This is a genomic window from Gottfriedia sp. S16(2024) (assembly GCF_050473765.1).
In the GTDB taxonomy this organism is placed as follows: domain Bacteria; phylum Bacillota; class Bacilli; order Bacillales; family Bacillaceae_G; genus Gottfriedia.
This window is the reverse complement of sequence record NZ_JBFLUO010000001.1, coordinates 2332330-2357513: the sequence shown is the minus strand read 5'-3', so window position 1 is coordinate 2357513 and position 25184 is coordinate 2332330. Positions and strand designations below refer to the sequence as shown.

The following is a 25184-nucleotide window of genomic DNA, read 5'->3' as shown; positions in this document are numbered from 1 at the left end:
TTTTCTCTTTAACTAAACTTTATTAATATTTTCCTTAGGAAAAATTATAGATGGCTCATTACTGAATTACTAAACGTTTTTTATGTAAATACAAAAAATTTACATCTTTGAAACATCTTGTTCTCTTTTTTTCGTTTTCTTATCATTTAATTAGTTTGGACAATATTCTAGTACTTTATCTGAAATCATACATTAAGTACTGAGGACAAATGGGAGGGATTTCATGGAACATCCACATGTTCGAAATATGCAAAATAAGTGTAAAAAATATAAGTACTGCCATGTAGTCTTTCAAACCAACGAAAGAGCTTTATTAGAGGGTATTTTATTAGATAGCGACACGAATAGTGCGAGCTTGCTTGTTCCAGAAGACCTCGCCGCACCTGAATCGCGTTATTTTGAAGTAAGACAAAGCGGTGGAGAAACTTTTAGCCCTAGATACCGCATCTATAAAAAGATCACTGTACCACTTACTTCAGTTTCAGCAATCTACTTGTATCCGTATTACTACCCAAGTTATCCTTATATTTATCAAAGAAATTATCATCCTCAATAGTAAAAAAAGCATCTAGTAAAAATAGATGCTTTTTTTTAAAAAGTTTTATTCCGCTACAAATGCAAATATCGATAAAGGTTTGATTTCATTGGAAGAAATAGACTCTTCTAGCATTTTTACTTCTGATCGAATCAGTCCATTTAATTTACTAGGCATATTCTCAATATTATTGAGTTCAATATCGATATCTGCCAAAGTCTTATTAATCTCCCATCTAGCATCCTGTAATTTTGGAGAGAATATAGATGTTTCATTCATTATGTTCCAGCCTGAAGCTTCACAAATATTTTTAATATCATTTGGATTAAAAAGGGTGCGAATGTTTGATTCACTATTTTGTTTTAATGCCTCGTACTGAGCTTGAATTAAAACAGATAGTAAATGCGGGTACTGCTCAATTGAGCTAATTCTTGTATCCCATTCTGCAAAGCATAATTTTTTACCCCATTTTTTAATCTTTTTTAAGACTGCAATAAATTCTTCATGTGATTTTAAGTACCATGAACAGTGAGACATAACAATATAATCAAACTCATTTTCATGAAAATTAACAGTTGGTGATAATATGTCAATTTCAAACTCCATCTTTAATTGTTTACCTAAATTCGATTGTAATAGGAAGTCTGCGGAATCTCCTAATGAAATTGGACTGCCGTATGTTGGTGGGCCAATATCGATTCCATGAACAAATCCATTTTCCCCGACTGTATATGCTAAAACGGCAGTCGTATCTCCTTGACCACAACCTATTTCTAATACTTTACTTCCTTCTTCTATATTCCAAAACTCAACTAATTTAAAACGATGTTCTGTTTGAATTCTTTGTATATCAGACATCCCCTTACTTGATGCCATACAATCAATAACTGATTCAACTGCATCTTTTAGCATTGAATCCCTCCTTAGAGATAAAAATTTCATGAAACTTTTTTTCTATAACTTTTAAATTGATTTTATATTAATCTAATTTAAAGTTTACCTCTCCTACACCTAAATCCATATTTATTGTTATTTTAACATTAGCGTTTTCGTACGCTTCATTAACATAAACACCGTTACCCTTCGAAATTAAATCGATTACATTTGCCTTGCCAATTCCCTTACTTAAATTGATTTTTACACCCACATCGGAAGGTAGCACGATGGTCGTTTTCCCAACCCCAGTTTCAATATTTGCTTCGAAACTTTTATTCCAGTTTCCACCTAAATTTACATTAAGCTCTCCGACACCAGACTCAATATCCAATTCATCTAAATTCAGGCCACGTAAATCAAGATTAGTTTTTGCTGCGCCTGTATTAACATCTAAATCAATCGGAAGTTTATTCGAAAGCTTCAAATTCCATTCATTCTTTAATTTACCAATTTTCACTTTTGGAAAATGCTTTTTAGATTGATCAATACTTACTTCTCCTGTGGAGTCTTTAAGCTTATATGATACATCTGGAGTCAAATATTTATTGTTATATTCGATCGTTCCATCTACCCAATTTTTTGTACCTTTTGAAACGTTCATTACTCCTGCACCTAAATCTAAACTGACATCCAATTTTTTAGCTCGATCTTTATGAATAGAAACAGTTTCTTCTTTTACCTTTTCATTGTTAAAAATTGAACAACTAGTAAGAACGAATACCGAGGAAATCATTAATAAAGCAGAAATAAATAATTTTTTCATTTTTTTAACCTCCAATTAAAAACTTCTAATAATCACATTTTATGGAAATTAAAAAATCTAGATAACATCCTGCAGTATCAATCCGTCTACGACCAAAGTATGAAAGTAAATTAAGGACGAGATATCCAATAATAACTATTAGATTTTTTGACAGAATTCTCCTTTAATTTTTAAAAAAAAGATTAATAATACCAACTGAAACTAGCTATTACTTCAAATTCAAATCAATTACATACGATTTCTTCTATGTGAATAAAATGAAATGAAGGAAATGTAAAGGAGGAGAATCTATGACAAGTTCTCCACTAACAACTGAACAAATGATTTCAATCATTCGAAACGGCCTTAGAAAAACTCAATTCTCAAAAAAAGTAGTTATTGCAGGCGCTGGAATGGCCGGTTTGACCGCGGCTTCATTATTAAAGGATGCAGGACATCATGTCACAATGATCGAGGCAAATGATCGAATTGGAGGTCGTGCTTATACTTTGCGTGAGCCGTTTAGTGATGGGCTTTATTTAAATGCTGGTCCATTACGAATCCCAAATGTCCATCATTTAACTTTAGAGTATATTAGAAAATTCCATTTGCCAGTAAATGAGTTTATTAATGAAACGCCAAACGATATCATTTATGCAAATGGAATAAAAACGAATCAAGCTAACTATAAAAGCAATCCCGACATATTAAATTATCCAGTAGCACCAAACGAAAAAGGAAAAACTTCAGATGTGTTATTAGATCAAGCATTACAGCCATTTATCAATTTTATTAATCAAAATCCATTAACTAATTGGGAAATAGTCGAAAAAAATTATGGTAATATTTCATTTGGTTCTTTTTTAAATTCGTACTTTTCAGTTGGTGCAGTTGATATGATCGGTGTGCTCCTTGATTTTGAAGCATTTATGGGAATGTCCTTTTTAGAAGTTTTAAGGGAACAGGTCACTTTTAAAACAGCAACGAAATTTTATGAAATAACAGGAGGAATGGATCTATTACCAAAAGCGTTTCTTCCTCAATTAAAGGATAATATTCTATTAAATCAAAAACTGACGAAAATTATTCAAAATGGTAATTCACTAACAATCCAAACAACTGACAATAAAACCTCAAACCAATACACTATAAACGCAGATCTTGCCATCATAGCTATCCCATTTTCACTTTTAAGATTTGTGGAAATTGAACCATTCCATTCGATTTCTTATTACAAACGAAAAGCAATTCGCGAAATAAACTACATGTCTGCAACGAAAATTGGAATTGAATTTAAAAGTAGATTTTGGGAGAAATATGGTCAATTCGGTGGTATGTCCACAAGCGATTTACCTACCAGACTTTCACTCTATCCTAGTACTGGAATTGGTACCACAGGACCAGCTGTTGTCAAGGCAAGCTATACGTGGGCAGATGAAGCGCTAACATTGAGTGCCTTAACTGAAGAAGAGCGTATTCATTATGCTTTACGGGACTTGTCTAAGATTTGGGGCAATCAAGTTTATTCTGAATATGTAACTGGAACGTCCTTTAACTGGAGCCAAAATCCATTTTCTATTGGTGCCTTTACATTTTTTGAGCCTGGGCAAGAGGAAGAACTAAATTCTTATATAAGTAGTCCTGAAGGAAGGTTACACTTTGCAGGGGAGCATACTTCTCGTTCCCACGCCTGGATACAAGGTGCCATTGAATCTGGAATACGGGCTGCATATGAGATTAATAATCTATACTAAACTACTTAAAAGTAAAGACCGGGCAATCACTGCCCGGTCCGATCTTAAACTAACAAATATTTTTCTGTTATACTTAGTTTTTATTATTTATCTATGAATTAGTTCACACCATAGGTTTTGTTTAAGCTCCGTTCAACTTGCCCAAACACAACATGATTACTAACTATTATTATTGAATCAGACCATCTGGCCTAAATCGACACATCATAATTTCATCAACAAATCGGCCATTCGCTTTTATATTCCCTCTTTTGACACCTTCAACTCTAAACCCAAACTTTTCATATAACGCTTGTGCCCTAGGGTTTGTTTCTAATACTCCTAGTTCTACTCTTTCTAGCATTAGCCAATGATCTGCCAAATCTAATACTTTCGTAAGCAAAGCTTTTCCAATTCCTTTATTATGATGATTACCATCAGTCGCGATAAATAAATCTCCTACATGAGACCTGCGACCAGTTCTTTGCGCTAAACCAACTAACCCTACTACATCTCCATTACATTCTGCGACAAATTCAAATTCGTTTGCTTGTAAGTTGCTAATTCGATTTTCCATCATGTCTACTCGCATACTAGGCAAAAATATCATATAAGGAAAAACATTTTCTTGGGTGCATATACGATGAAGTGCCTTGGCATCATTTATTTCTACTGGTCTAATCAATACTTCCATCTATGCTCACTCCTACAACTTTTTTATATTAAATCTTCAAGCCATTCATGATTAGGATGATGGATCATGATTGCTTCACGTAACCATGCTTTTTTGTGAAAGGACAAATAATCTTTCACGTTTTTAAAGTCCTGATGATCCTTTTCTCTTGTATTTCTAACTTTATATAAAAGCACTATTTCTGGACTCAAGTAAGGAATACCTTTATTTGTAACACGATAAAATGAGTCAAGCTTACAAGTAATCGATTCATCTCTTCTAAACTTCCAATCATTGAACTCGATTTCATTTAATAGAACTTCTAATTCATCGTTTGTTTTATCATTTTTACCATGTATTTCATGAATAGGCAGTTCTAAATATTCATTCTCCCAAAATGATAATTTCCCTTTAATGACTTTATTAAACGTCCAATTATGTAAATACTCTTTAAGATATAGTTGATCATTACGCGCAATGGCGATTTCAATATCATGATGATTTCTCGTTTGTTTTTCTAAGTAAAGGTCAATCGCCCACCCACCAGCTATATACCAACCTTTATTAAAATCCTTCATTTGTTTATAAATTTTATAGCATTGTTCAAGAGACATAGCTTCCATCCTTCCTAATTAAAAAAGTACCACACTAAATGTATGATACTTATTAATGGTTTTATTTAGTTCTTATAAATAATTGTCTTTCAACTTTAGGATGAATTGGCTCATCTACATAAGAACGATTTGTTCGATCATATGGTTGAAACCCTTTATCTGTAGACTCACTTTGATCAATATCATTAGAATAAAATTGTGTTCCTGGATTATCTGAAACAATTGAGGTCTGCGAACCATCAGAAACTAAATTAGGACCATAATTAATAGATAGGACAGTGAACAAACACAATATGGTTATAATGTTGGATAATCTTTTCATCATGTTATTTCCTGCTTTCGATAATTTTTAATAGAGTGCTATTGTATTCTTTATATAACATGTTTTGTTTTTCTAATGATTCGTTTTTTTCATAGTAATCTGTAACAACATCATAGTATTTGATTAATTTTTCATGATCATTGGTTTGAACCCATAATGGCAGGCCAACTTCACGTAAATATGTCACTAAATTTGCCTCGTCCTTTTTTGCCTCTAGTAATAAAACCTTCATTCGAATATAGGATGCACTATTTTTATCCTTTATTTTGGAGAGATTCTTACATAACAACTTAGTAGCAGTCTCGTAATCATTAATGATCATCATATTATTCGCTATATTTGATATGACTAAAAAATACTCTTCAGTATCCTCCTGTATATTAGATAAATAGTCTTGATAATACTTTATTGCCTTTTTATGTTGATTTGAATGGTAATATAAATAGCCTAAATTATGTAAAGCACTCATATGTATTGTTTTATCACTTAATATGACAGAAGAATCTAGTATTTCAATTAGAAATTGCTCGGCTCGATCTAAAAACTTGCTCTTTATTAATTGAAGTGAAAGTAACATTTTTGCATCAAGAATCCGCTTAATATTATTATTTTGTAAAAAAATAGGAATTGCTTTATTACAAAAATACATAGATAAGGAAGTCTGATTTATAAAGCTATATACTAAAGCTCTATAGAAGCAATATTCCTGGAAATCGATCTCAAGGTTTGGTGTAATTTCTTGTACCTCATCCATTATTAGAAGAGAGTCATTATATCTTTTTTCTTTTATGTAATATATTGATAGTGTAAACAAATATTTTATCGTTTCATATTGGGAAAATTTCTTCTTTTTTGCCTCAAGTTGTTTCCATTTTTTCTTTGCCATTTTAAGATCTTCAATAAAAATATAATATCTCCAAATTGTAATACAAAAGTCATTTGATATATTAGTATAATTTATACTTTCCTCTTTACCAATCAATTCTTCAAACACCATTTTACTAGAATCATAGTCAGCTCGTTCAATCGAGTTCCATAATCGTTTAAGTTGACCAGTCACCTCATCTATATTATTATTTTCATCTATTTCAACTTGCATTCTCTTTAAAAGCAATTCAATCGTTTCTATACCAGCCTCTTTTGTACCGTTTTCAATTTTACTTAAATGCGAAACAGAACATATTCCTTCACATAATTTCTCCTGGGTCCATCCCAATTTTTTTCGATGATGAAAGATCATCATGCCATAATCCATAATAATATCTCCTGTTCACCTTTATTTAAAATACATATATATATGACTAGTAACTAATAATTTCCTATATTAATATTTTTAATCTTCTCTTAATAATTAAATTCTATTAGATTTTCCGACACATTAATATACTTTTTCGATTTTTTTCAGACAAATTATATTCAAAAAATTTTCCCAATACAAAAAAATCAAACTGAATGGTATGATTTTAGTACAAGCAGTTAAACGATACTAACGACTAATAACTTCATTAGTATTATTTAAATGCACCCCCATTTAATAACCAGTTTTAAAGCAAGATGTAATCATTACATCTTGCGATTTTTTTGATTAAAGCCATTTTTATCTCAATAAATAATTTAAATATAGTTTTATAAAATTCAAGCTAGTAATCTTCCAAATTAATTAATACTTGTAGAGGTCCCATATGACTAAAAAACCACTCACCTTATATTTGGTAATTTTTGGAATAATTGTCATTATTATATTAACATTAAAACTAACGATTGAAAAAGAAAAACAGAAGAGATTGGACGATGAAGCGTCTACAGAATTAATAATTGAACAAAATGTTCAAAACTCTGTAAGAAACTATATTACAGCTTTAAAGTGGAAAGATGTTGAGATTTATAACTCTGTTGTAGTAGATTCATTAAAAATCAGCAATCATTCTTACTACTTTACTAAGATCATGTCTAACGTAATTGATGCAAAATTCATCGGTGATAATTTATCTGTCATCCATTTAAAAAAGAAAGATCATAAAGCTACCGTACATATAAAATACGAAATAACATTTGTTGACGGGATAAAACCTGAAGGAAATTATAAAAACGGTAGAAATATATGTAATGTAACATTGGATCTTGTTAAATTAAAAAATAAATGGGTCATTTCAAGTATTTATGATTTAAATGTTATCTAAATAAAAATATGTTCTCAATAAAGACCGTGATCAATGAAGAAATCCACTAGGTGATTAATTTTCCTTGTGGTTTTTTTATGTATAATCATAATTTTTGTTCGCTTTTCGTAAATCATTTAAAAAAATTAATACAAAAAAGGGGGTCTCAAAAGTACTCTGACTTTGAGACCTCCTTTTTAAGTCATCTGTAGATTCTTCCCAAATCAATTAGCCTAATTACTAAAACAAAACGGATTAAATTGTATCCAAATCTTTCAGTAACAACTCTTTACTTTCTTCAAACTTTACATCATTTACATATTCATATGCTTTAGCTTTAGCAGCTAAGCTTTCTGGAGACTGATTTAGTTTTGCATAAGCTCTTGATAAAGCTTCATATGCATATGCTATGTAGAACGGCTCAACTTCATTTTCTAAACTAACTTTGACACATTTTTTTGCGTAATCTAAAGCCATTTCTCCTTGCCCTATAACAGCATACACTCGTGATAATTGCCAATATCCAATCGAAATGTTTCTTGGTGTATGGCTCTCAACCTTTGTCCAATGCCAAAAAGAGCTATGACATAAATGAACCATTTCTTCTGATTCACTTTCAGATCTATTTTCTAATTCAAGTAGATCCCAGACTTTATTAAAACATGAAGCAGCAAGCTCCCTATGAGTGAAGCTATTTTGTTTAATCGTCTCTTCCATAATTTACTCCTCCATAAATAAAATCAAGAATTATTACCCCAAAATCTAGGAATGCAAAATAATTTTAATCACATACCGAGTTTGAGTCAGCATCACAGGTAGCTGCGGATTCAAAGCCTGTTGAGCTATTTTTAATTTGAATAACCTCATTTCTTCGTTGCTCTTCTAGCTTCAATCCTTTTTCGCCAACGGATTGTTCATAATAATTTATTTCTTGTTCTTGTCGCTCATCGGCATTAGCATTAAAGCTCATTAAAATACCTACTGGAGTTGCTAAAACTAACAAAAATACACCAATTCTTAGAGCCGTGTACTTAAATGCTTTGTACCCGTTTTTTAATAATTTATCCATATGTATAGATCTCCTCAAATTGAATATGATATTCGATAATTCTTTAGCAAATCTTGACTAACAATACTATTCTCTGTACTATTCATATTTTCCTGTCTGCCACTTATGGATCATAAAAATTCTATGAACAAATGCTTATTTCAAAAAACAAAAAACGCGTTCATACAGATGAAAATTAATTCATCTATATGAACGCGTTGATCTTACTTCATTGTGTTTATTGTTTTCTATTCACCTAAATCTAAATTGTGGTAAACACGTTGAACATCTTCTGTTATTTTATGAAAAACGTTGAAACACCAGTATTTTCAATCATTGTTTTCCTGTCTGAATCGCTACATTTATCATAAGCTGAGTGCCTACATAAATCTATATTAAAATTATGATTATCATAATTAAATAGATACTTTGTATGTATCTGCCACCAAATAAATGTATGTCGATCATGTTGCTCAACTAACGCATTGCGTTAGTTGTATTAATTAATTTAAATTGGAAATTTGTTATTTACTATTTATAAGTACTTATATTGTCATAATAGCTAACCAAATAAAAAATAATCCAAATAATATAGTTATCACCTTTACAATATGCCAAGGTAAGAATCCAATAATTATATAAACCAATTCAACTAAAATGCTACTCCCTTCTCTACCCTTTTTGTTTCCTTTTTTAATTACATCATGTTTAGACTTATTAAACAGAATGCCTAATATTACAAAAAAACCTCCAAATATAAACGGTATATATGCACCTGTATCAATAATATTTTAAATCAAAATAGTACTCCCAACATGTATACTTCATCAAAAATTATAACATTTCTTTTGCAACTCAACTGCCATTTACTTTAAGTGTAAACCTTCACAATTTCACCTTAATTGTATCTTAATTATAAAATTTCTTTTCAAGCAAAAAATCCTTAATACTTTCGCATTTTGCCATTATAAATTTATAATTGTCATATAAAAAAACAGCTTGCTAAGATTTTGTTATCCAGCAAGCTGTTTTTTATATACTTTAATTAATTGGTTTTCATATTACTATATGCTCATCTATTTCACTTACATGAAAATCTTCTTTTGTTGGTATATTTTCATTTTTCAAAACGGGTCATTATTTCCAACTCGCAGTCTTATTTTTTTCAAATTAACTTTTTTGTAAACAAAATAGTTTTTTTTGTAATTCAACAACTGTTCGCGAACATTAATGTTAGTAACAAAAAAGCCTATATTTATGGTTTTTTTGTTACTTTTGAATGAACCTCAAAATCCATTCTAGTTGGTAACCATATCTTTACTCTAACATTTTTGCTAATTTTGGTGAGATAGCAAGTAAGATTAAACCTATTCCAACAGCTACAGCACCGATATACATGAATACTTCAAGCATACCTAAACTTGTTGTTAAAGCTGCTAATTGACCAGCTAATGTGTTTGCTACGAAGCTTGATAAGGTCCATACACCCATTAAAAGTGAAGCATATTTTAATGGAGCGTATTTACTTACTGCAGATAATCCAACTGGTGATAATACTAGTTCACCTAAAGTATGGAAGAAATAAGTCATAACCATGAAAATGATGTTAGCTTTTACAGTAATGTGATTTGGATCTGAACCAGTTTTCATAACAGCAAGAATTACGAAAATGAACCCACAGCCTAATAGAATAATACCCATTGCCATTTTAGCAGGAATGCTAATGTTTTTACCAGAACGTGCTAATTTAATCCAGAAAGAAGAAAGGATTGGTGCAAGTATAATGATAAAAAATGGGTTAATTGATGCGAACCATTCTGTTGGAACAGTAAAGCTTCCAATTTGTCTGTTAATAAATTTATCAGTATAAAGTGTTAAAGATGAACCTGCTTGTTCAAATCCTGCCCAAAAGAAAACAACAAAGCAAGTTAAGATAACAATAACAAGCGTCCTTTGTTTTTCTTTTTTCGTTAAAGGAATTTTTTTATCAATTGCTGTTGCATTTTCTTTTAGAACCTTAACATTAGGTTTTGTACCTTTATCCCCTAAAAATTTATTACCAAGTACATTAAATAATACTTGTCCAAAAATCATACCAATTGCTGCAGCTAAGAAGCCATATTTATATCCAAATGTTGTTACTCCACCAGAATGTGTAGCAAATAAGTTTGAAGATAAATAACCAACCACTAGTGGAGCAAAGAAAGAACCAACGTTAACTCCCATGTAGAAAATTGTGAATGCTGCATCACGACGATTATCGTCTTTATCGTATAATTCACCAACAAGAGTAGAAATATTTGGTTTAAAGAATCCATTACCAATAATTAATAGTGTTAATCCAATATATAAACCGGTAGCACTATTAATTCCGAAAAGAACGATATTTCCAGTTGCCATTATGATACCACCAATTGTAATAGCGGTACGTTTTGCAATAAAGTTATCTGTTAACCAACCACCTATGATTGGTGTGAAATATACTAAACCTGTAAATAATCCATACAGACTAAGTGCGAAACTTTCTTTAAATCCTAGACCACCTTGGATGGCAGTACTTGTTAAATATAGTACTAAAAGGGCACGCATACCATAATAACTAAAGCGCTCCCATGCTTCTGTAGCGAATAACAAATACAATCCTGGTGGATGTTTCTTTTTCTCATTTGGTTGATTTGCTGTTTTTGTCTCAGTTGCTACGCTCATTCCTATTCCTCCCCATGTTGTTAATCTTTGTGCAGATAATCGTAGTTAATTCCTATACTATTCTGTCAATTTCTTATAAATCAAAAACTCGACAAAATTCGACAAATGATAAATAAAAAAAGTAGCCCTATAATAGAGGCTTGAAACTAGAAAACTAAATTATTCATATCCTATAACATTATGTAGATTTGAGTTCTGTAATAGAATAGCACAAAATAATCAGTATTTGTAAAAAAAACACCAAGTCTGAAAATTCGAAATAGTAAACTGATTAAATTTTAGGTAATTCACACTATATTCAAAGGGTGTTAAATTACTTACCTAACGATAAATACCTAAAAATATTATTAATCAATTTTTCTAAAAGTACAAGCCTATTTATAAAAGTAGAAATATTTTGTATATTAGAATATGCACCTATTTGTGAACCTTTTCACTTAAACTAATCTGCCATTTTGTTGAATAAGATAATCAACAATCTACTTTAACAGAGCCTACATAAAAAAAGACAGCCGTTAAGCTATCTCATTGATGTTTATTCAAATATGCTATGTAATTATCAACTCTTTCTGCATTGCCATTTCCAGCCTTTGCACTATTGAATACAACAATCTTTCCTTGGTTGTAATTAAGCTTATTGTCTAAATCGTGCATTATTCGATGAGTATACAATAAAGCTTTTACGTCTTTTTTATCATTTGCTAATTTCATTAGTTCGTTTGCTAAATTTAAATCATCGTATAAGTCGCTATTTTTATCTGTTTTACTGAGCAATTTTTCAAAATATGTAGATACAGCATTTAAATCATCTTTTTTATCTTCCCAAGCTGAAGATTTTGGATTTTGAAATTGTTGGTAATTTAACCAGCCAGTTAAATTATTCAATATATCGTGTGTCCTTGCAATATCTGCTCCTGATTTTGTAATTGAAGGAATTTTTTCTGCATCAAATTTTACATTTACAACATGATATTCCTTTTTGAAAGCAATAATTTTAACTACTTTCCAAGATGCAAATGAAACAGCAATCAAACCTGCAATCAACAGGCCAATTTTCAAGTATTTATTCATTTCAATAGCTCCTTTAAAATTATTATTATTATTAATATTATTTTAATGGAAGCAAATTTCCTGTCAGGATAGCTAAACAAAAAAAATACGGAACTCCCAAATTAATGAAAGTTCCGTTTATTTAAGTTGTTATAATATATCTTTCTTTTTCAAACCTTTAATCATGGCTGTAAAAATCGGGTTGATTTTTACTTAGCTACTCGTAATTGAACGATGCTCCTTTTCATTAGAAAAAAGCTTTGCTATAGTTTATCTCAATTGATTATGATTAATTAAACAAAAATATGCTCAACTTTAGGTGAGTTAACTCAGCAGAAATGTTGTTATATCAACATTTTAAGCTTCTATTCACCTAAGTCCACATTGTGGTAAACTCGTTGAACATCTTCTATATCTTCAAGAACGTCTAACATTTTTTCGAACTTTGCAAGACCATCTTCTGGAAGAGTTACATCACTTTGCGCTAACATTGTTAATTCAGCTACTGTAAACTCAGTAATACCTACGTTTTTAAACGCTTCTTGAATTGCATAGAATTGATCTTGATCAGCATAAACAATAACAGCATCATCTTCTTCTAAAATATCGCGAACATCAACATCCGCTTCCATTAAGATTTCAAGCACTTCATCAGAAGTTTTACCTTCAAGTCCAATTACAGCCGTTGCATCGAACATATATGATACTGAACCTGTTACCCCAAGGTTACCACCGTTTTTGCTAAATGCAGCACGAACCTCTGCAGCTGTACGGTTTACATTATTAGTAAGCGCATCAACAATTACCATTGATCCATTTGGTCCGAAACCTTCGTAACGAAGTTCATCAAAACTTTCTTCAGAACCACCTTTTGCTTTTTCAATCGCACGATCAACAATATGCTTTGGTACACTATAAGTTTTCGCACGCTCTAGTACAACTTTTAAAGCTTGGTTTGATTCTGGATCCGGCTCACCTTGCTTCGCTGCTACATATATTTCACGTCCAAACTTTGCATAAATACGACTAGTATTTGCATCTTTTGAAGCTTTCTTCTCTTTAATATTGTTCCATTTACGACCCATCTTGTTCCACTCTCTTTCAACTTTAAATCTACGATTAATTTACTATGTATTTGACTTTCGCCAAACATTTACCATTTAATATTATACCTCATTTACACTTTTTTTCGAAATTAATCGTAACTAAAAATTAGTGGAAATAAAAAAACATTACTTCTTATTTTGAAGTAATGCCCTAATTTTTATATAACCTTTACTTTTATCAAATAAGTAAAATAATTATTCCCCTTCCAAATACCTTTTACTTCATATATTCTTTCCCCTTTTTTAGATCCAAGTTGGAAAGAGTAACTTCCGTAATTATCTAAATTATGGTCATAAATATATGTTTTTTTAGTCCCACTACGCTCTAATATTTCCACATTTTCGGGTTGTTCCGAAAAATAAATCTTTAGAAGCTCTCCTTCGAATGCTGGAATAGCTACTTCTTCTTTAAGATTTTTATATGTACCATTTGTTACTTTATCTTTATCTAATAATTTTCCCCACGAATAATTTGCTATTTTATAAGGGATTGTTTTATCTGCTAACTCAAATTTAACTTCCGGTTTTTCATCTTTAGACAAAATAGTTTGGTTAATAATGATCGAAATCGTAAAGATTGCCACTAAATATATGATCCCTTTTTTAAACATCGAACTTCCGCTCCATATTTTTTCATTTATTAAGTTTAATGTAATCTATTTCTATTAAATTGTATATTGGGAAAATTCTGTACTTTTCGTGAATGTTCCATCAATTAATTTATACTATTCACTTTATTAAAATAAGATAATTTTCAACATATTTATCATAGAAATAACAAAAATTAAGGTAATATGGTGGGAGAAGTAAAAGAAAGGATTGATATAATGTTTAACAATAATCCAGAATATTGGATCTCTAAACTTGAACTAGAAGCACATCCAGAAGGGGGATATTACAAATCTACCTATCAATCAAAGGAGCAAATATCTGATCGTGAATTAACCGTAAATTATGATGATCATAGATTACTTTATACTAGTATATATTTTTTGCTACAATCACATGATATTTCTCATTTTCACAGATTAAAGTCTGACGAATTATGGTATTTCCATGCAGGCAGTTCATTAACGATTCATGTTATTCATGAGAATGGTCAATACGAAGAAATAAAATTAGGACTTAATTTAGAAAGTGGAGAAGTGCCTCAATATTTAGTACCTAAAAATTCAATTTTCGGTTCATCAGTTATGGAAGAAAATACTTTTTCCTTAGTTGGCTGCATGGTTTCACCTGGATTTGATTTTAAAGACTTTGAATTATTTACTCAAGAGCAATTACATAATAAATACCCTGAACATAAAGAGATTATTAATAAATTAGCTTATAAGGTTCTTCCTTATTAGGTCTAAATAAAGAAAGTGAGCTAAAAGCTCACTTTCTTTTTTTGGGGGAATAGGGAAACAACTAACTCAGAGTTAAGGTAATCTTTTTTAATCGTATTGTTACGATATCGTCATTTTGATTTTAATTGTTGGTTCTAGCTATTTCTGGTTATTTCATATTTAAATAACTAGTACTCACGAATCCTTTTTTACCATTGTAAGAAACAATTGCCCAATTATAATCAATTTGAGTTTTCCCTTCAGTTTGATAGCCAAGGAAGCTGACTTTTGCACCTTTAGGAATTACCGTAAGAATTTTATTTTTTGTACTAGGACCGCTACGTAAATTTAAATTAGATTTTGTTGTAACAGTAGTTGGTACTTTTTGTAAGTATTTAGTACTTACATAAGCTATACCATTTTTAGTAGTTGTTGTTTTAATTTGTGCCCAGCTAGCATTATAGTATTTTACAATCTCAATTTGATCTTTCTTTCTTAAAGTGTCTACTACTTTTGAACTTGTATTTGGAGCACTTCGTACGTTTAATACACTTGCAGTTACCTCATATACACTAATCGGAGCATTTAAAACCGCTGCACTAACATTTGTCGGCTGTGCTACTACACCATTTGAAAATAATAATGCACCGGATAAGGCCATCGTTGATACAAAAGCTTTTAATAATTTTTTCTTCATTATAAATTCCTCCTCTCGCTTTACATCTCAATAATATTGAATTAATGTTTCAAAATTAGTCATGAGATGTATCCAAATTGTAAACTTTTCAATTATAATGATCGGTTACATCTAACAGGAAAAATTTGCATATGCTTCCAATTTTATGGACATTCTAAATTTTGTATTTGTATGAATGGAGGCAATTATGGATAATCAAGCGAACAATGAAGAAATATTGACGAATCGGCAAGGCCATCCAATAACTGATAATCAAAATGTAAGAACTGTTGGTAATCGAGGACCAACAACTTTAGAAAACTATGACTTTCTTGAAAAAATATCTCATTTTGACCGTGAACGAATTCCAGAACGCGTTGTGCATGCTCGTGGAGCCGGAGCGCAAGGATATTTTGAGGCATATGGAAAAGTAGGCGATAACGCAATTTCTAAGTATACTAGAGCAAAATTATTTCAAGAAAAGGGAAAAAAAACACCTGTGTATGTTCGATTTTCCACAGTTGTAGGTGGTGGACATTCTCCTGAAACTTTACGTGACCCACGTGGTTTCGCTACAAAGTTTTATACTGAAGATGGGAATTGGGATTTAGTCGGTAATAATTTGAAAATCTTTTTTATTCGTGATCCTTTAAAATTTCCAGATATGGTTCACTCATTTAAACCAGATCCAGTAACAAATCTTCCTGATCCTGAAAGAATGTTTGACTTTCTTCATCTAACGCCAGAATCTACTCATATGGTTACATTTCTCTTTTCACCATGGGGAATTCCAGCTAACTATCGACAAATGCAAGGGTCCGGTGTTAATACATATAAGTGGGTAAACAAAGATGGCGAGGCAGTTCTCATTAAATACCATTGGGAACCGCTAAAACATGGAATAAAAAATCTATCGCAACATGAAGCAGATGAAATCCAATCTACAAATTATAATCATGCAACTCAAGACCTATACGAGGCGATTGAGAAAGGCGATTATCCAGAATGGGAATTATGTGTCCAAATCATGAGTGATGATGAGCATCCAGAGCTTGATTTTGATCCACTTGATCCTACAAAACTATGGGATCCAGAAAAGTTTCCTTTTTTACCAGTTGGAAAAATGGTATTAAACAAAAATCCAGAAAACTATTTTGCAGAAGTTGAACAAATTGCATTTGGGACTGGTGTAATAGTTGATGGACTTGATTTTTCAGATGATAAATTACTTCAAGGTCGTACTTTTTCGTACTCAGATACACAACGATATCGAGTTGGAACAAATTACTTACAACTACCAGTTAATTCACCAAAAAATCATGTAGCAACAAATCAACGTGATGGACAAATGGAATATAAAGTTGACGCAGCGCCAGGTCAAAACCCACATGTAAACTATGAACCTTCATCACTAGGTGGATTAAAAGAAGCACCAAAGGATGGAAAAGATCATGAACCTGCGTACAATAATAAGTTAGTACGACAAAAAATAGATCGACCTAACGACTTTATCCAAGCTGGTAATACTTACCGTGCTTTCGACGAAACTGAAAAAAGTGAACTAATTTCAAATTTAGTAAATGCACTAAAAGTATGTAAGCCTCATATTCAAGAAGCGATGGTCGGTTATTTTACAAAAGCTGATGAAGAATACGGACGCAGAGTGCGCGAAGGTTTAGAAAAAGCGAATCGTAATCGAACTGAACACACTAGTACTGAAGCAGCTGATGCAGCGTCTGACAAAGCCAAAAATATGGGACATGAATCGGATCGATATTAAAAGTATAAATTGGGATAGGCAGTCGCCTATCCTTTTTAGCATATTAGTTTATTATCAAAAATACGAACAAAATATTAGAAATAGTTAAAAGGTTATTATCTGAATATTAAGACTTAATATTCACAATTAAAAGATAACAGTTTAAAATAAGTTTGTAAGGACAATGATGATACATATGAAACTATTTGAAAGTGAGCTGATACTTAAATGAATAATGTAACTACGTTTAATATTTTCAAACCAGCAAAAGACATATTCGAGGCATTTGTTGATCCAACTAAAATAGGTAACTTTTGGTTTTCTTCTAGCTCTGAAAGATGGGAAGAAGGAAAAGTCATTACTTTAAAATATGATCTTTACAATGCAGAAGGCAAAATAAAGATCATCGAGGTAGTAGAAAATAAGAAGATTGTGTTTGCTTGGGGACCTACAGAAGAAGGAAATATCGTAACGATTACATTAAATGAACAGGATCAAGATAACACTATTATTGAAGTGGTGGAAGAAGGCTTTAGTGAAAGCAACCCAGAATATGTTCATCATTTAATCGATAATAAAGAAGGCTGGGTATTCATGCTTAGCTGTTTAAAATGTTATTTAGAATTTGGTGTAACTAAGTTAAGAGGCGGATTAGTGAAATAATTTTAAAGTAATACGGTATTCTATGGGGGGGATCTCATCAGTTAGGTTAACTAACTCTTGGGTGCCCCCTTTTTAATTGTAAATAGAATGTAAGTTGAAATACGTAGTGGAGGTATTTCAGCTTACATTTTTAATTGAAGTTTCTCCAATTTTATTTGCGATTCTCGTATTTTAATTGCAGTTCGCTGTTTATTTGAATCATTTCACCATTTATTTGCACCGTTGGACACGTTATTTGCAGCTCTATTAAACTTATTTGCAGCGCCAGAATTTATTTACGATACTCAGACTTTAATAGTCTCTACTCTTTTTTGTTTTTTAATTAAAAAGTGTAGCTAAAACTCTTAAGAAGAATATTAGCTACACTTATACAATTTAACTAAATTTTTTCAAGCCTTCTTCAAGAAGTCCAACTGCAAACTCTAGTTCACTTTTTGTAACAATTAAAGGTGGATGCCAAGTGATGCAATTGCCTCCGGATAGCTTAAATGAAAGCCCATTATTTAAACAGAAATATAGAATTTTTTCGGCTAATTCATCGTTTTTTTCCTTTGTATCACGAGACTTGACTAACTCAATAGAGATTAACAATCCGGCAACTCGAATATCTCCAATCTGTTCATACTGTTCATAAAGTTGAACTAGCTTAGTTTTTACGAATCCGGATTGTACTCGACAATTCTCTTCCAACTTGTAGTCATCTATATACTCAATTGTTGAACAAATCGCTGCACAGCCTAATGCTGGTTTCTCATGAGTATAATGTCCAAGCGATATTTCTTCGGCAACATCGTATTTTGTGCGAGTTAGTACAGCCGCTTGAGGTATAACTGCTCCACCTAATCCTTTTCCAAGAACTAAAATGTCAGGCTCGATTTCAAAGTTTTGATGAACATAAAATGCTCCACTTCTCATTAAGGCTGTCGGTACTTCATCAAATATTAATAGGATGCCATGTCGATCACATATTTCTCTTAATCTCTTAAAATAAGACTTTGGAGGGATATGTGTATCAGTTGCCCGAATTGGTTCTAATAAGATTGCTCCAATTTCTCCTTCATGCTCAATCATATATTCAATATGGTCTAAGCAAAAATTTGCTACGTCTTCATGTGAGTCACTTTTTAATAGATTACGATATCCATTAAAGGGAATTGCTTTTAATGTACCGGGCATAAGAGGACCTATATCCTTTTTAAAAACATATTCCCCTCCAACTGCAATCGCATCTAATCCAGCACCATGGAATGATTCCCACATCGAAATGACTTTATGACGCCCAGTCACCTTTCGCGCAATTTTAAGAGCTAATCCGACAGCTGCACTTCCAGATGGAGTATATAGAACCTTGTAATCTTTTGATGTTGTTTTATTAACTAATGAGTTAGCTGCCTTAATGACAATCTCAGATGTAAATCTTCTTGGAATAAATGGGAGTTCATCAACTTGCCTTTTGATTGCTTCAACTACATATGGATTTTTATAGCCAACTTGATGTGAACTATTTCCATGAAAGTCTAAATATTTCTTCCCATTCACATCAATTAGATAACTTCCTATAGCGTCGACTATCCCATTAAGACAGGGCGTAGACATTGATTGTCTTACAAATACCCTCTCATCCTCTTGAATGACTTCTCTACTAATTTGATTTAATTGGTCCATCCATTCCGTGCGAAGAGGGCTTAAGTTAATGTCACCTTCTCTTTTCAAATGAGTGCTTAACATGTTACTTTCTTACCACCTACAATTAAATTATTAATTTTTTCAATTAACATAGGTAATTCACTCATCGATTTAATTGTGAAGTCTGCTCCATTTTCTCTAAATGATTGTTCAGTTTTTGAAATAATCGCTTCTTTCTCACTATCTGTTAAGCTATTAAACTCTTCTAAACTAAGTCCCATTTCTGAACTTCCGATAATGACGCCGACAGACCAAACACCTGCATTAATCCCTTCTTTAATATCCGAAATTGTATCGCCTACTTTCACAACTTTCCATGGAGCAGTTAGCTTTAATGCTTCCATGTTTCGGTAAATCATATAAGGGTAAGGTCGACCAAATGAATTTGTTTCGTCAGGTGTAATATAGAAGTCTGGATAATAGCCTTTCGTCTCAGCATTTGGAACGACTACATCCATCATTTTATTTGTGTAACCAGTTGTTGAACCTATTTTAAGACCTTTATTCCTTAATTCCTGTACTACTTCGACGACTCCAGGAATCGGATCTGCATAATCAGATAGTGAAGCCATTAGAGCTGGCTCAAAGTTTGCATAAAGTATATTCACATCTTGTTCATTGAATGGTCTCTCATATTTCTCGATCCAAAGATTAGAAATTCTAGGCATTGAAAGCATTTCACGAATATGATCGATTTTTAACATCCCCATTGGTGCTCGTGCTTCTTCCATCGTTACTTCAATTCCTGCATTTTTAAAAATATCGATAAACACATTTACTGGTGCAAAACATCCGAAATCTACTGTTGTTCCTGCCCAATCTAAAATGATTCCTTCAACTTTATTCATTTTGTCACCACTCCCATATATTCTTCGATAATATTACATAAACTTTGGATGTCTTCTTCATAAATTTCTCCAATATTTCCTACACGGAATGTATCAGCATCAGTTAGTTTACCAGGATAGATAACATATCCTTTTTCCTTTATGAAGTAATAGAATTTTTCAAAGCTAAACTGTTCACTTGGAAATAAGAAGGTAGTAATAATTGGTGATTGGTTTTCCTCTGTAATATAAGCATGAATGCCAACTTCTTTCAGTCTTTTTCTTAACAAGCTGTTATTATTTTGATAACGAGCAAATCTAGCAGAAATGCCACCTTCTTCAATTAATTCATCAATCGCTTTTGAAAATGCTGCAACAACATGTGTCGGAGAAGTGAATCTCCATTTTCCATCCTTGTCCATTTCCTTCCATTGATCGAATAAATCTAAAGATAAACTTCGAGCGACTCCCTCACATTGAACAAGCTTATCTAGTTTTGCTATAACAAACCCAAATCCTGGTACACCTTGAATACATTTATTCGCACTACTAATTAAGTAATCAATTTCCAGTTGTTGTACGTCAATTTCAATACCACCAAAGCTACTCATCGCATCAATAATAAGCGTCTTACTATATTCTTTTGAAAGTTCGGCCACCATTTCAATTGGATTTAAAATACCAGTTGTTGTTTCGCAATGAACCATTACGATGTGAGTAATGGTTTGATCTTTTTCAATAATGTCCCTTAACTCTTCTTCTTTAGGTAGTTCATCATATGCAATGCTATATTGAACGAAATTAAGTCCAATATACTTAGCCATTTTTACAATTCGTTCACCATAAGCTCCGTTCGTTACAATCAATACTTTGTCATTTTTCGAGATAGTTGAACTAATAACTGATTCAACTGCAAACGTACCACTACCTTGCATTAAAACAACTGTATATTCTTCTTCTGATGCATTTGCTAACTCTAAAAGTTGAGTTCTAATTTTTTGAGTAATGTCTTTATAATCTTGATCCCAAGTACATCGGTCAAAGAGCATTTCTTCTTTGACCGTACTTGTAGTTGTTAATGGACCTGGTGTTAGTAATTTATAGTTTTTCATAGTCTTTCATCCCCTTGGTAATTATTTTGCTGCATTAAAGAACTGTTGGTGCTCTTCTAATAATTTAACTGTTAATGGTTGGCTAAATTTCATAGAATGAGCTGGTTTATGCTCGTCGCTAACAGTTTCACCTTTGTATAAAGCAACTGGGTAATTTTTGATTAAATCTTTACGAGCATCTTTAATAATTACTTCCGCCATTTTCATCGCTAATTCATTTGATTTCTTATCTTTTTTAACAACTGCAACTGATTCAGTAAGTGAGAAGTTTCCTTCTGTTGGATCTACATAGTCAATTGGTAATCCTGATTTTTTATCTAATACTGCTTGATGACGTAATCCAATACCCGCTGCAACCTCACCAACTTCTACTTTCTTAATTGGACCTGAACCTGAGCTCTCTAAATGTGGACCACAGTTTGTGATTAAATCATGTAAAATTGTTTTACCTTCTACTTCTCCATACTGAGTAATAATTGCTTGAATTAATAACCATCCAGTTGAAGAATCCATAATATTTGGCATTGATACTAAGCCTTTAAATTCCGGTTTTGCTAAATCTTTAATTGAAGTTGGCATTGGTAAGCCTTTTTCTTTCATTACTTTTGTATTTACAAAGATTGATCCTGTATTAGCTAAAATTGGTGTATAGAATGAAGGATATTTCTCAAGTGAATTTGTTTTAAACGTTAAATCATCAAACATATTGTGTTTTTCTTGAGCACTATCTAAGAAATATGAACTCATGGTTACTAAGTTCGCTTCGATTTTGTCTCCTTCTGCCATTAGTTTTCCACCTAATTCAGAAGTACCAAATGTTTGGAACACATACTTTCCTTCATAACCTGCTTTCTTTAATGCAATTTCCATTGATGTAATGGCTTCTTCATCACCATTCGTATAAATAACAACTTTTCCTGAGGCATTTGTTTTTGAACTATTACATGCAGTTAATGAAAAAACTAAACATAAGGCTAACAACGACAACATAATTCCTTTAAATTTCTTAAACATAAAATAACCCCACTTATTTTTATTTTTTATAAATGATTGATTATCCCTGAATAACACTTTTTCGTTGGAAGTAGTCACAGATCAATTTAACGATTAAATTCGTGAAAAAGATTAATAGAGATAATACAAATATTTCATCGTATTTTTGGAAATGCTGAAGCTCTTTAATTTTGCTTGCAACCAATGAAGTTTCTGCTGTTATTAAGAAAATAATCCCACTCACCGTTACCATTGAATTGATAAAATAGTAACTAATCATTTCAAATACTGTTGATTTAGAGTTTGGTAAAACAACTCTGTAAATTGTTTTAAACCATGAATCCCCCATTAATTCTCCAGTAGTCTCCCAACCAGGATTCATTTTTGATAATGAGTTTTTCGCTAATAAATACGGTGTAGTAAAGAAGTGAACGATATTGCAAAGAATGATTATTGCAAATGTTCCTTTTAAACTACTATTATTGAAAAATAGTAAATACGATAAACCTAAAACCATTCCTGGAACAGTATTTGTTAGCATCGAAATTAAATCAATAACTAACTTAGATTTACTTTTTATAGCTGTTCGCACATTTAATAGTGCCGAACTATATGCAACAAGAGTTCCTAGTATTGCTGTTACAACTGAAACATATAGCGAGTTTTTATAAACTCCAAATAAATCACTAGATTGAAAAGCATCTACGAAATGTTGTATCGTAAAAGTTAATTTAAATGGATAACTAATAAAAAATGGAATGATGAACATTACTGCAAATACTGACAGGATTCCAACTAAAATGATTGTAGAAATGATCCCGAAACAAATATCTCGTACTTTGTTGGAAAGCATTTCAACGTTTGTAAACTTGTCGTAATGAAAATTGAATTTTTCAAGATAGTTTAGTAATAAAACGCCAAATACAGCTGGAACTAGCATTAATACTGCAATAACTGCACCATTATTAAAATTAGGAATTGATCCAAGCATAACTTGATATAACTGCGTAGCTACAACGTAATATGTACCACCTACTGAAGCTGGAATACCGTAATCTGTAAAGCTTAAAATAAAGGAAAGAACAAAAGCTCCACCAAGCGTTCCAAGTAATGGGCGAATAATTGTATTTTTGAAGCTTCTAAATGGACCGTCACCCATCAGTTCAGAAACAACCATAAATTTCTTATCAATATATTTAAAAGAATTATTAATTAATAGGAATGCCGCTGGTAATGTATAAATGACGTATCCAATTAGCAATCCATTAAACCCATAAATTTCAAATAGGTTTTTTCCTAGTAGTTTTGTTATTAAACCTTGTTGACCAAACGAATAAATGATCGCAAATCCATAAGTGATCGTTGGAAGCAACATTGGTATGAGAATAACGATTTTCATAAATCCTTTTAAAGGTTGAATCATTTTCGTACAGTTAATTGAATATGCCAGAATAAAGGCTAAGACTGTACTAATACAAGCTGTAATTGTAGAAACCTTTATACTATTTCCAATTGCTTGTATTAACGTTTTGTCTGACAAGATTGTTAAATAGTTATTTATCCCAAAACCATGATCCGTTTCGAACGAGCGATAAAATAATATGATTAATGGTAGTAATAGAAATGAGACAAATAATAGTAATATTGCTAAATAAATAACTCGCATTTCCGGTTTAACTTTATGCATATTTCTCACCAAATAAGTTGTAAATATTATGTCTCTTAATTTGAAGCTGCTTTAATATAAACTCTTCAACAAATTGATTACTTGGTTGGTTTATGATTTCACTTGGCGTTCCAAATTGTGAAATTTCACCTTCATTGATAATTAAAATTTTATCTGATAAAGTTAAAGCTTCTTCTGGATCATGTGTAACGATAATCGTAGTTAATTTAAATTCTCTTGCGATCGATTTAATTCGCTCTTTAATTGATTCTTTTATGACACCATCTAGTGCACTTAACGGTTCATCTAATAATAAAATTTTTGGCTTCGTTACTAACGTTCTAGCAAGTGCAACTCTTTGTTTCTGCCCTCCAGATAGCTCTCCTATTTTCTTATTTAAATGGGGTTTTAATTCTAAGAAGTCAATATATTCCTTTAATTCTTGATCCGATACAAGACCTTTCTTATTTCTTAATCCATAAACAATGTTTTCATATGAATTCAAGTTAGGAAAAAGTGCATAATCTTGGAAAACAATATTGAATCCTCTATTTTTCATTGGTGTTTTTGTAATATCTACATCATTGAATATTATTTGACCTTGATCCATTTGCGTTAGACCGAGAATTAAATTTAATAAAGTAGTTTTACCACTTCCACTTGGTCCTAATAATGAGACGATTTCTCCAGTTTTAATTTCAAGATTTATATCTGTTAATACGACTTTTTTATCAAACTGTTTGCTAATGTTTTGTAGTTTCAGCAAGCCGTGTTCCCCCCCTTAAGTACAACCTTAGTATAAAATTCATATGTAAATTCAATTAGCATTTTAAGTAAATAATATGTAAAT

At 31.6% G+C, this 25184-nt stretch carries 25 protein-coding genes; 6 read left to right on the top strand and 19 right to left on the bottom strand.

Translation table 11 applies throughout. From position 1 onward, the window contains the following. The first annotated feature begins 223 nt into the window (after positions 1–223). Positions 224–556, top strand: a complete 333-nt coding sequence (locus AB1282_RS10985; RefSeq protein ID WP_429899090.1) for a hypothetical protein — start codon at positions 224–226, stop codon at positions 554–556. 45 nt (positions 557–601) lie between these two features. Here the strand turns inward: AB1282_RS10985 and AB1282_RS10980 are convergent, their stop codons facing one another. Both AB1282_RS10980 and AB1282_RS10975 read right to left on the bottom strand, forming a co-directional pair. Then, positions 602–1447, bottom strand: a complete 846-nt coding sequence (locus AB1282_RS10980) for a class I SAM-dependent methyltransferase (RefSeq protein ID WP_429899089.1) — start codon at positions 1445–1447, stop codon at positions 602–604. A 67-nt stretch (positions 1448–1514) separates the two neighbouring features. Continuing rightward, the gene (locus AB1282_RS10975; protein ID WP_056471767.1) at positions 1515–2234 is read right to left on the bottom strand and encodes a toast rack family protein; all 720 of its coding nucleotides are present in this window, start codon (positions 2232–2234) and stop codon (positions 1515–1517) included. 290 nt (positions 2235–2524) lie between these two features. Between AB1282_RS10975 and AB1282_RS10970 the strand changes: the two genes are divergently transcribed. Next, positions 2525–3967 carry a flavin monoamine oxidase family protein gene (locus AB1282_RS10970; RefSeq protein ID WP_429899088.1) on the top strand — a complete coding sequence of 481 codons (1443 nt, stop codon included), beginning with the start codon at positions 2525–2527 and terminating at the stop codon, positions 3965–3967. Between the two features lie 169 nt (positions 3968–4136). Here the strand turns inward: AB1282_RS10970 and AB1282_RS10965 are convergent, their stop codons facing one another. The 4 genes from AB1282_RS10965 to AB1282_RS10950 form a co-directional block, all read right to left on the bottom strand. Next, positions 4137–4640: a GNAT family N-acetyltransferase gene (locus AB1282_RS10965; protein WP_429899087.1), complete on the bottom strand. Its 504-nt coding sequence runs from the start codon at positions 4638–4640 to the stop codon at positions 4137–4139. Between the two features lie 23 nt (positions 4641–4663). Further along, positions 4664–5233 (bottom strand): nucleotidyltransferase domain-containing protein, encoded by a 570-nt coding sequence (locus tag AB1282_RS10960; RefSeq protein WP_429899086.1) that lies wholly within the window; start codon positions 5231–5233, stop codon positions 4664–4666. Between the two features lie 61 nt (positions 5234–5294). After that, the gene (locus tag AB1282_RS10955) at positions 5295–5555 is read right to left on the bottom strand and encodes a hypothetical protein (protein WP_429899085.1); all 261 of its coding nucleotides are present in this window, start codon (positions 5553–5555) and stop codon (positions 5295–5297) included. Positions 5556–5559: 4 nt separating this feature from the next. Then, entirely contained in the window at positions 5560–6810 is a 1251-nt protein-coding gene (locus AB1282_RS10950) for a helix-turn-helix domain-containing protein (RefSeq protein ID WP_429899084.1), read from the bottom strand. A 427-nt stretch (positions 6811–7237) separates the two neighbouring features. Here AB1282_RS10950 and AB1282_RS10945 point away from each other — a divergent pair, with 427 nt between their 5' ends. Then, the gene (locus AB1282_RS10945) at positions 7238–7735 is read left to right on the top strand and encodes a hypothetical protein (RefSeq protein WP_429899083.1); all 498 of its coding nucleotides are present in this window, start codon (positions 7238–7240) and stop codon (positions 7733–7735) included. A gap of 234 nt (positions 7736–7969) precedes the next feature. Here AB1282_RS10945 and AB1282_RS10940 read toward each other — a convergent pair whose 3' ends face one another. The 6 genes from AB1282_RS10940 to AB1282_RS10915 all read right to left on the bottom strand — a co-directional run bounded on the left by AB1282_RS10940 (position 7970) and on the right by AB1282_RS10915 (position 14235). After that, positions 7970–8431 carry a hypothetical protein gene (locus AB1282_RS10940; protein WP_056471748.1) on the bottom strand — a complete coding sequence of 154 codons (462 nt, stop codon included), beginning with the start codon at positions 8429–8431 and terminating at the stop codon, positions 7970–7972. Between the two features lie 64 nt (positions 8432–8495). Then, on the bottom strand, positions 8496–8783 hold the full coding sequence (locus AB1282_RS10935; RefSeq protein WP_390312918.1) for a hypothetical protein: 288 nt from the start codon (positions 8781–8783) through the stop codon (positions 8496–8498). A 1296-nt stretch (positions 8784–10079) separates the two neighbouring features. Continuing rightward, positions 10080–11468 (bottom strand): peptide MFS transporter, encoded by a 1389-nt coding sequence (locus AB1282_RS10930; RefSeq protein WP_429899082.1) that lies wholly within the window; start codon positions 11466–11468, stop codon positions 10080–10082. Positions 11469–11993: 525 nt separating this feature from the next. Beyond that, positions 11994–12539, bottom strand: coding sequence for a hypothetical protein (locus AB1282_RS10925; protein ID WP_429899081.1), 546 nt, complete (start codon positions 12537–12539; stop codon positions 11994–11996). A gap of 344 nt (positions 12540–12883) precedes the next feature. Beyond that, positions 12884–13603, bottom strand: coding sequence for a YebC/PmpR family DNA-binding transcriptional regulator (locus AB1282_RS10920; RefSeq protein ID WP_056471735.1), 720 nt, complete (start codon positions 13601–13603; stop codon positions 12884–12886). A gap of 179 nt (positions 13604–13782) precedes the next feature. After that, positions 13783–14235: a hypothetical protein gene (locus AB1282_RS10915; RefSeq protein ID WP_056471733.1), complete on the bottom strand. Its 453-nt coding sequence runs from the start codon at positions 14233–14235 to the stop codon at positions 13783–13785. A gap of 216 nt (positions 14236–14451) precedes the next feature. Here AB1282_RS10915 and AB1282_RS10910 point away from each other — a divergent pair, with 216 nt between their 5' ends. After that, positions 14452–14973, top strand: coding sequence for a cupin domain-containing protein (locus AB1282_RS10910; RefSeq protein WP_056472096.1), 522 nt, complete (start codon positions 14452–14454; stop codon positions 14971–14973). A 148-nt stretch (positions 14974–15121) separates the two neighbouring features. On the opposite strand, the gene AB1282_RS10905 is transcribed toward AB1282_RS10910, so the two are convergent. Continuing rightward, entirely contained in the window at positions 15122–15649 is a 528-nt protein-coding gene (locus AB1282_RS10905; RefSeq protein WP_056471730.1) for an SH3 domain-containing protein, read from the bottom strand. Between the two features lie 187 nt (positions 15650–15836). Here AB1282_RS10905 and AB1282_RS10900 point away from each other — a divergent pair, with 187 nt between their 5' ends. After that, positions 15837–17408 (top strand): catalase, encoded by a 1572-nt coding sequence (locus tag AB1282_RS10900; RefSeq protein ID WP_429899080.1) that lies wholly within the window; start codon positions 15837–15839, stop codon positions 17406–17408. 207 nt (positions 17409–17615) lie between these two features. Next, complete coding sequence (locus tag AB1282_RS10895) at positions 17616–18050, top strand: SRPBCC domain-containing protein (protein ID WP_429899079.1); 435 nt, start codon at positions 17616–17618, stop codon at positions 18048–18050. Positions 18051–18425: 375 nt separating this feature from the next. On the opposite strand, the gene pbfA is transcribed toward AB1282_RS10895, so the two are convergent. From pbfA to AB1282_RS10865, 6 genes are read right to left on the bottom strand one after another with little or no spacing between them, the layout of a single operon-like run. Beyond that, positions 18426–19778: a (R)-1-hydroxy-2-aminoethylphosphonate ammonia-lyase gene (pbfA, locus tag AB1282_RS10890; RefSeq protein ID WP_429899078.1), complete on the bottom strand. Its 1353-nt coding sequence runs from the start codon at positions 19776–19778 to the stop codon at positions 18426–18428. Continuing rightward, positions 19772–20584, bottom strand: a complete 813-nt coding sequence (phnX, locus tag AB1282_RS10885) for a phosphonoacetaldehyde hydrolase (RefSeq protein ID WP_429899077.1) — start codon at positions 20582–20584, stop codon at positions 19772–19774. The genes pbfA and phnX overlap by 7 nt, the downstream gene beginning before the upstream one ends. After that, a complete protein-coding gene (locus AB1282_RS10880; protein ID WP_056471718.1) occupies positions 20581–21675 on the bottom strand; it encodes a 2-aminoethylphosphonate--pyruvate transaminase in 1095 nt (364 codons plus the stop codon). Before AB1282_RS10880 ends, phnX begins: the two co-directional genes overlap by 4 nt. 21 nt (positions 21676–21696) lie before the next feature. Continuing rightward, positions 21697–22689 (bottom strand): ABC transporter substrate-binding protein, encoded by a 993-nt coding sequence (locus AB1282_RS10875; protein ID WP_429899076.1) that lies wholly within the window; start codon positions 22687–22689, stop codon positions 21697–21699. Between the two features lie 40 nt (positions 22690–22729). Further along, entirely contained in the window at positions 22730–24355 is a 1626-nt protein-coding gene (locus tag AB1282_RS10870; RefSeq protein ID WP_429899075.1) for an ABC transporter permease subunit, read from the bottom strand. Continuing rightward, a complete protein-coding gene (locus AB1282_RS10865) occupies positions 24348–25100 on the bottom strand; it encodes an ABC transporter ATP-binding protein (RefSeq protein WP_056471709.1) in 753 nt (250 codons plus the stop codon). The genes AB1282_RS10870 and AB1282_RS10865 overlap by 8 nt, the downstream gene beginning before the upstream one ends. Between the last annotated feature and the right edge of the window lie 84 nt (positions 25101–25184).

What these genes read in the sequence shown, in the direction of transcription:
- AB1282_RS10870 (WP_429899075.1), bottom strand. Translation starts at nt 24,355, where the DNA reads ATGCATAAAGTTAAACCGGAAATGCGAGTTATTTATTTAGCAATATTA.
- AB1282_RS10925 (WP_429899081.1), bottom strand. Translation starts at nt 12,539, where the DNA reads ATGAATAAATACTTGAAAATTGGCCTGTTGATTGCAGGTTTGATTGCT.
- AB1282_RS10920 (WP_056471735.1), bottom strand. Translation starts at nt 13,603, where the DNA reads ATGGGTCGTAAATGGAACAATATTAAAGAGAAGAAAGCTTCAAAAGAT.
- AB1282_RS10945 (WP_429899083.1), top strand. Translation starts at nt 7,238, where the DNA reads ATGACTAAAAAACCACTCACCTTATATTTGGTAATTTTTGGAATAATT.
- AB1282_RS10975 (WP_056471767.1), bottom strand. Translation starts at nt 2,234, where the DNA reads ATGAAAAAATTATTTATTTCTGCTTTATTAATGATTTCCTCGGTATTC.
- pbfA (WP_429899078.1), bottom strand. Translation starts at nt 19,778, where the DNA reads ATGTTAAGCACTCATTTGAAAAGAGAAGGTGACATTAACTTAAGCCCT.
- AB1282_RS10965 (WP_429899087.1), bottom strand. Translation starts at nt 4,640, where the DNA reads ATGGAAGTATTGATTAGACCAGTAGAAATAAATGATGCCAAGGCACTT.
- AB1282_RS10955 (WP_429899085.1), bottom strand. Translation starts at nt 5,555, where the DNA reads ATGAAAAGATTATCCAACATTATAACCATATTGTGTTTGTTCACTGTC.
- AB1282_RS10935 (WP_390312918.1), bottom strand. Translation starts at nt 8,783, where the DNA reads ATGGATAAATTATTAAAAAACGGGTACAAAGCATTTAAGTACACGGCT.
- AB1282_RS10905 (WP_056471730.1), bottom strand. Translation starts at nt 15,649, where the DNA reads ATGAAGAAAAAATTATTAAAAGCTTTTGTATCAACGATGGCCTTATCC.
- AB1282_RS10960 (WP_429899086.1), bottom strand. Translation starts at nt 5,233, where the DNA reads ATGTCTCTTGAACAATGCTATAAAATTTATAAACAAATGAAGGATTTT.
- AB1282_RS10980 (WP_429899089.1), bottom strand. Translation starts at nt 1,447, where the DNA reads ATGCTAAAAGATGCAGTTGAATCAGTTATTGATTGTATGGCATCAAGT.
- AB1282_RS10900 (WP_429899080.1), top strand. Translation starts at nt 15,837, where the DNA reads ATGGATAATCAAGCGAACAATGAAGAAATATTGACGAATCGGCAAGGC.
- AB1282_RS10985 (WP_429899090.1), top strand. Translation starts at nt 224, where the DNA reads ATGGAACATCCACATGTTCGAAATATGCAAAATAAGTGTAAAAAATAT.
- AB1282_RS10895 (WP_429899079.1), top strand. Translation starts at nt 17,616, where the DNA reads ATGAATAATGTAACTACGTTTAATATTTTCAAACCAGCAAAAGACATA.
- AB1282_RS10970 (WP_429899088.1), top strand. Translation starts at nt 2,525, where the DNA reads ATGACAAGTTCTCCACTAACAACTGAACAAATGATTTCAATCATTCGA.
- AB1282_RS10940 (WP_056471748.1), bottom strand. Translation starts at nt 8,431, where the DNA reads ATGGAAGAGACGATTAAACAAAATAGCTTCACTCATAGGGAGCTTGCT.
- AB1282_RS10930 (WP_429899082.1), bottom strand. Translation starts at nt 11,468, where the DNA reads ATGAGCGTAGCAACTGAGACAAAAACAGCAAATCAACCAAATGAGAAA.
- AB1282_RS10880 (WP_056471718.1), bottom strand. Translation starts at nt 21,675, where the DNA reads ATGAAAAACTATAAATTACTAACACCAGGTCCATTAACAACTACAAGT.
- AB1282_RS10915 (WP_056471733.1), bottom strand. Translation starts at nt 14,235, where the DNA reads ATGTTTAAAAAAGGGATCATATATTTAGTGGCAATCTTTACGATTTCG.
- AB1282_RS10950 (WP_429899084.1), bottom strand. Translation starts at nt 6,810, where the DNA reads ATGGATTATGGCATGATGATCTTTCATCATCGAAAAAAATTGGGATGG.
- AB1282_RS10910 (WP_056472096.1), top strand. Translation starts at nt 14,452, where the DNA reads ATGTTTAACAATAATCCAGAATATTGGATCTCTAAACTTGAACTAGAA.
- phnX (WP_429899077.1), bottom strand. Translation starts at nt 20,584, where the DNA reads ATGAATAAAGTTGAAGGAATCATTTTAGATTGGGCAGGAACAACAGTA.
- AB1282_RS10875 (WP_429899076.1), bottom strand. Translation starts at nt 22,689, where the DNA reads ATGTTTAAGAAATTTAAAGGAATTATGTTGTCGTTGTTAGCCTTATGT.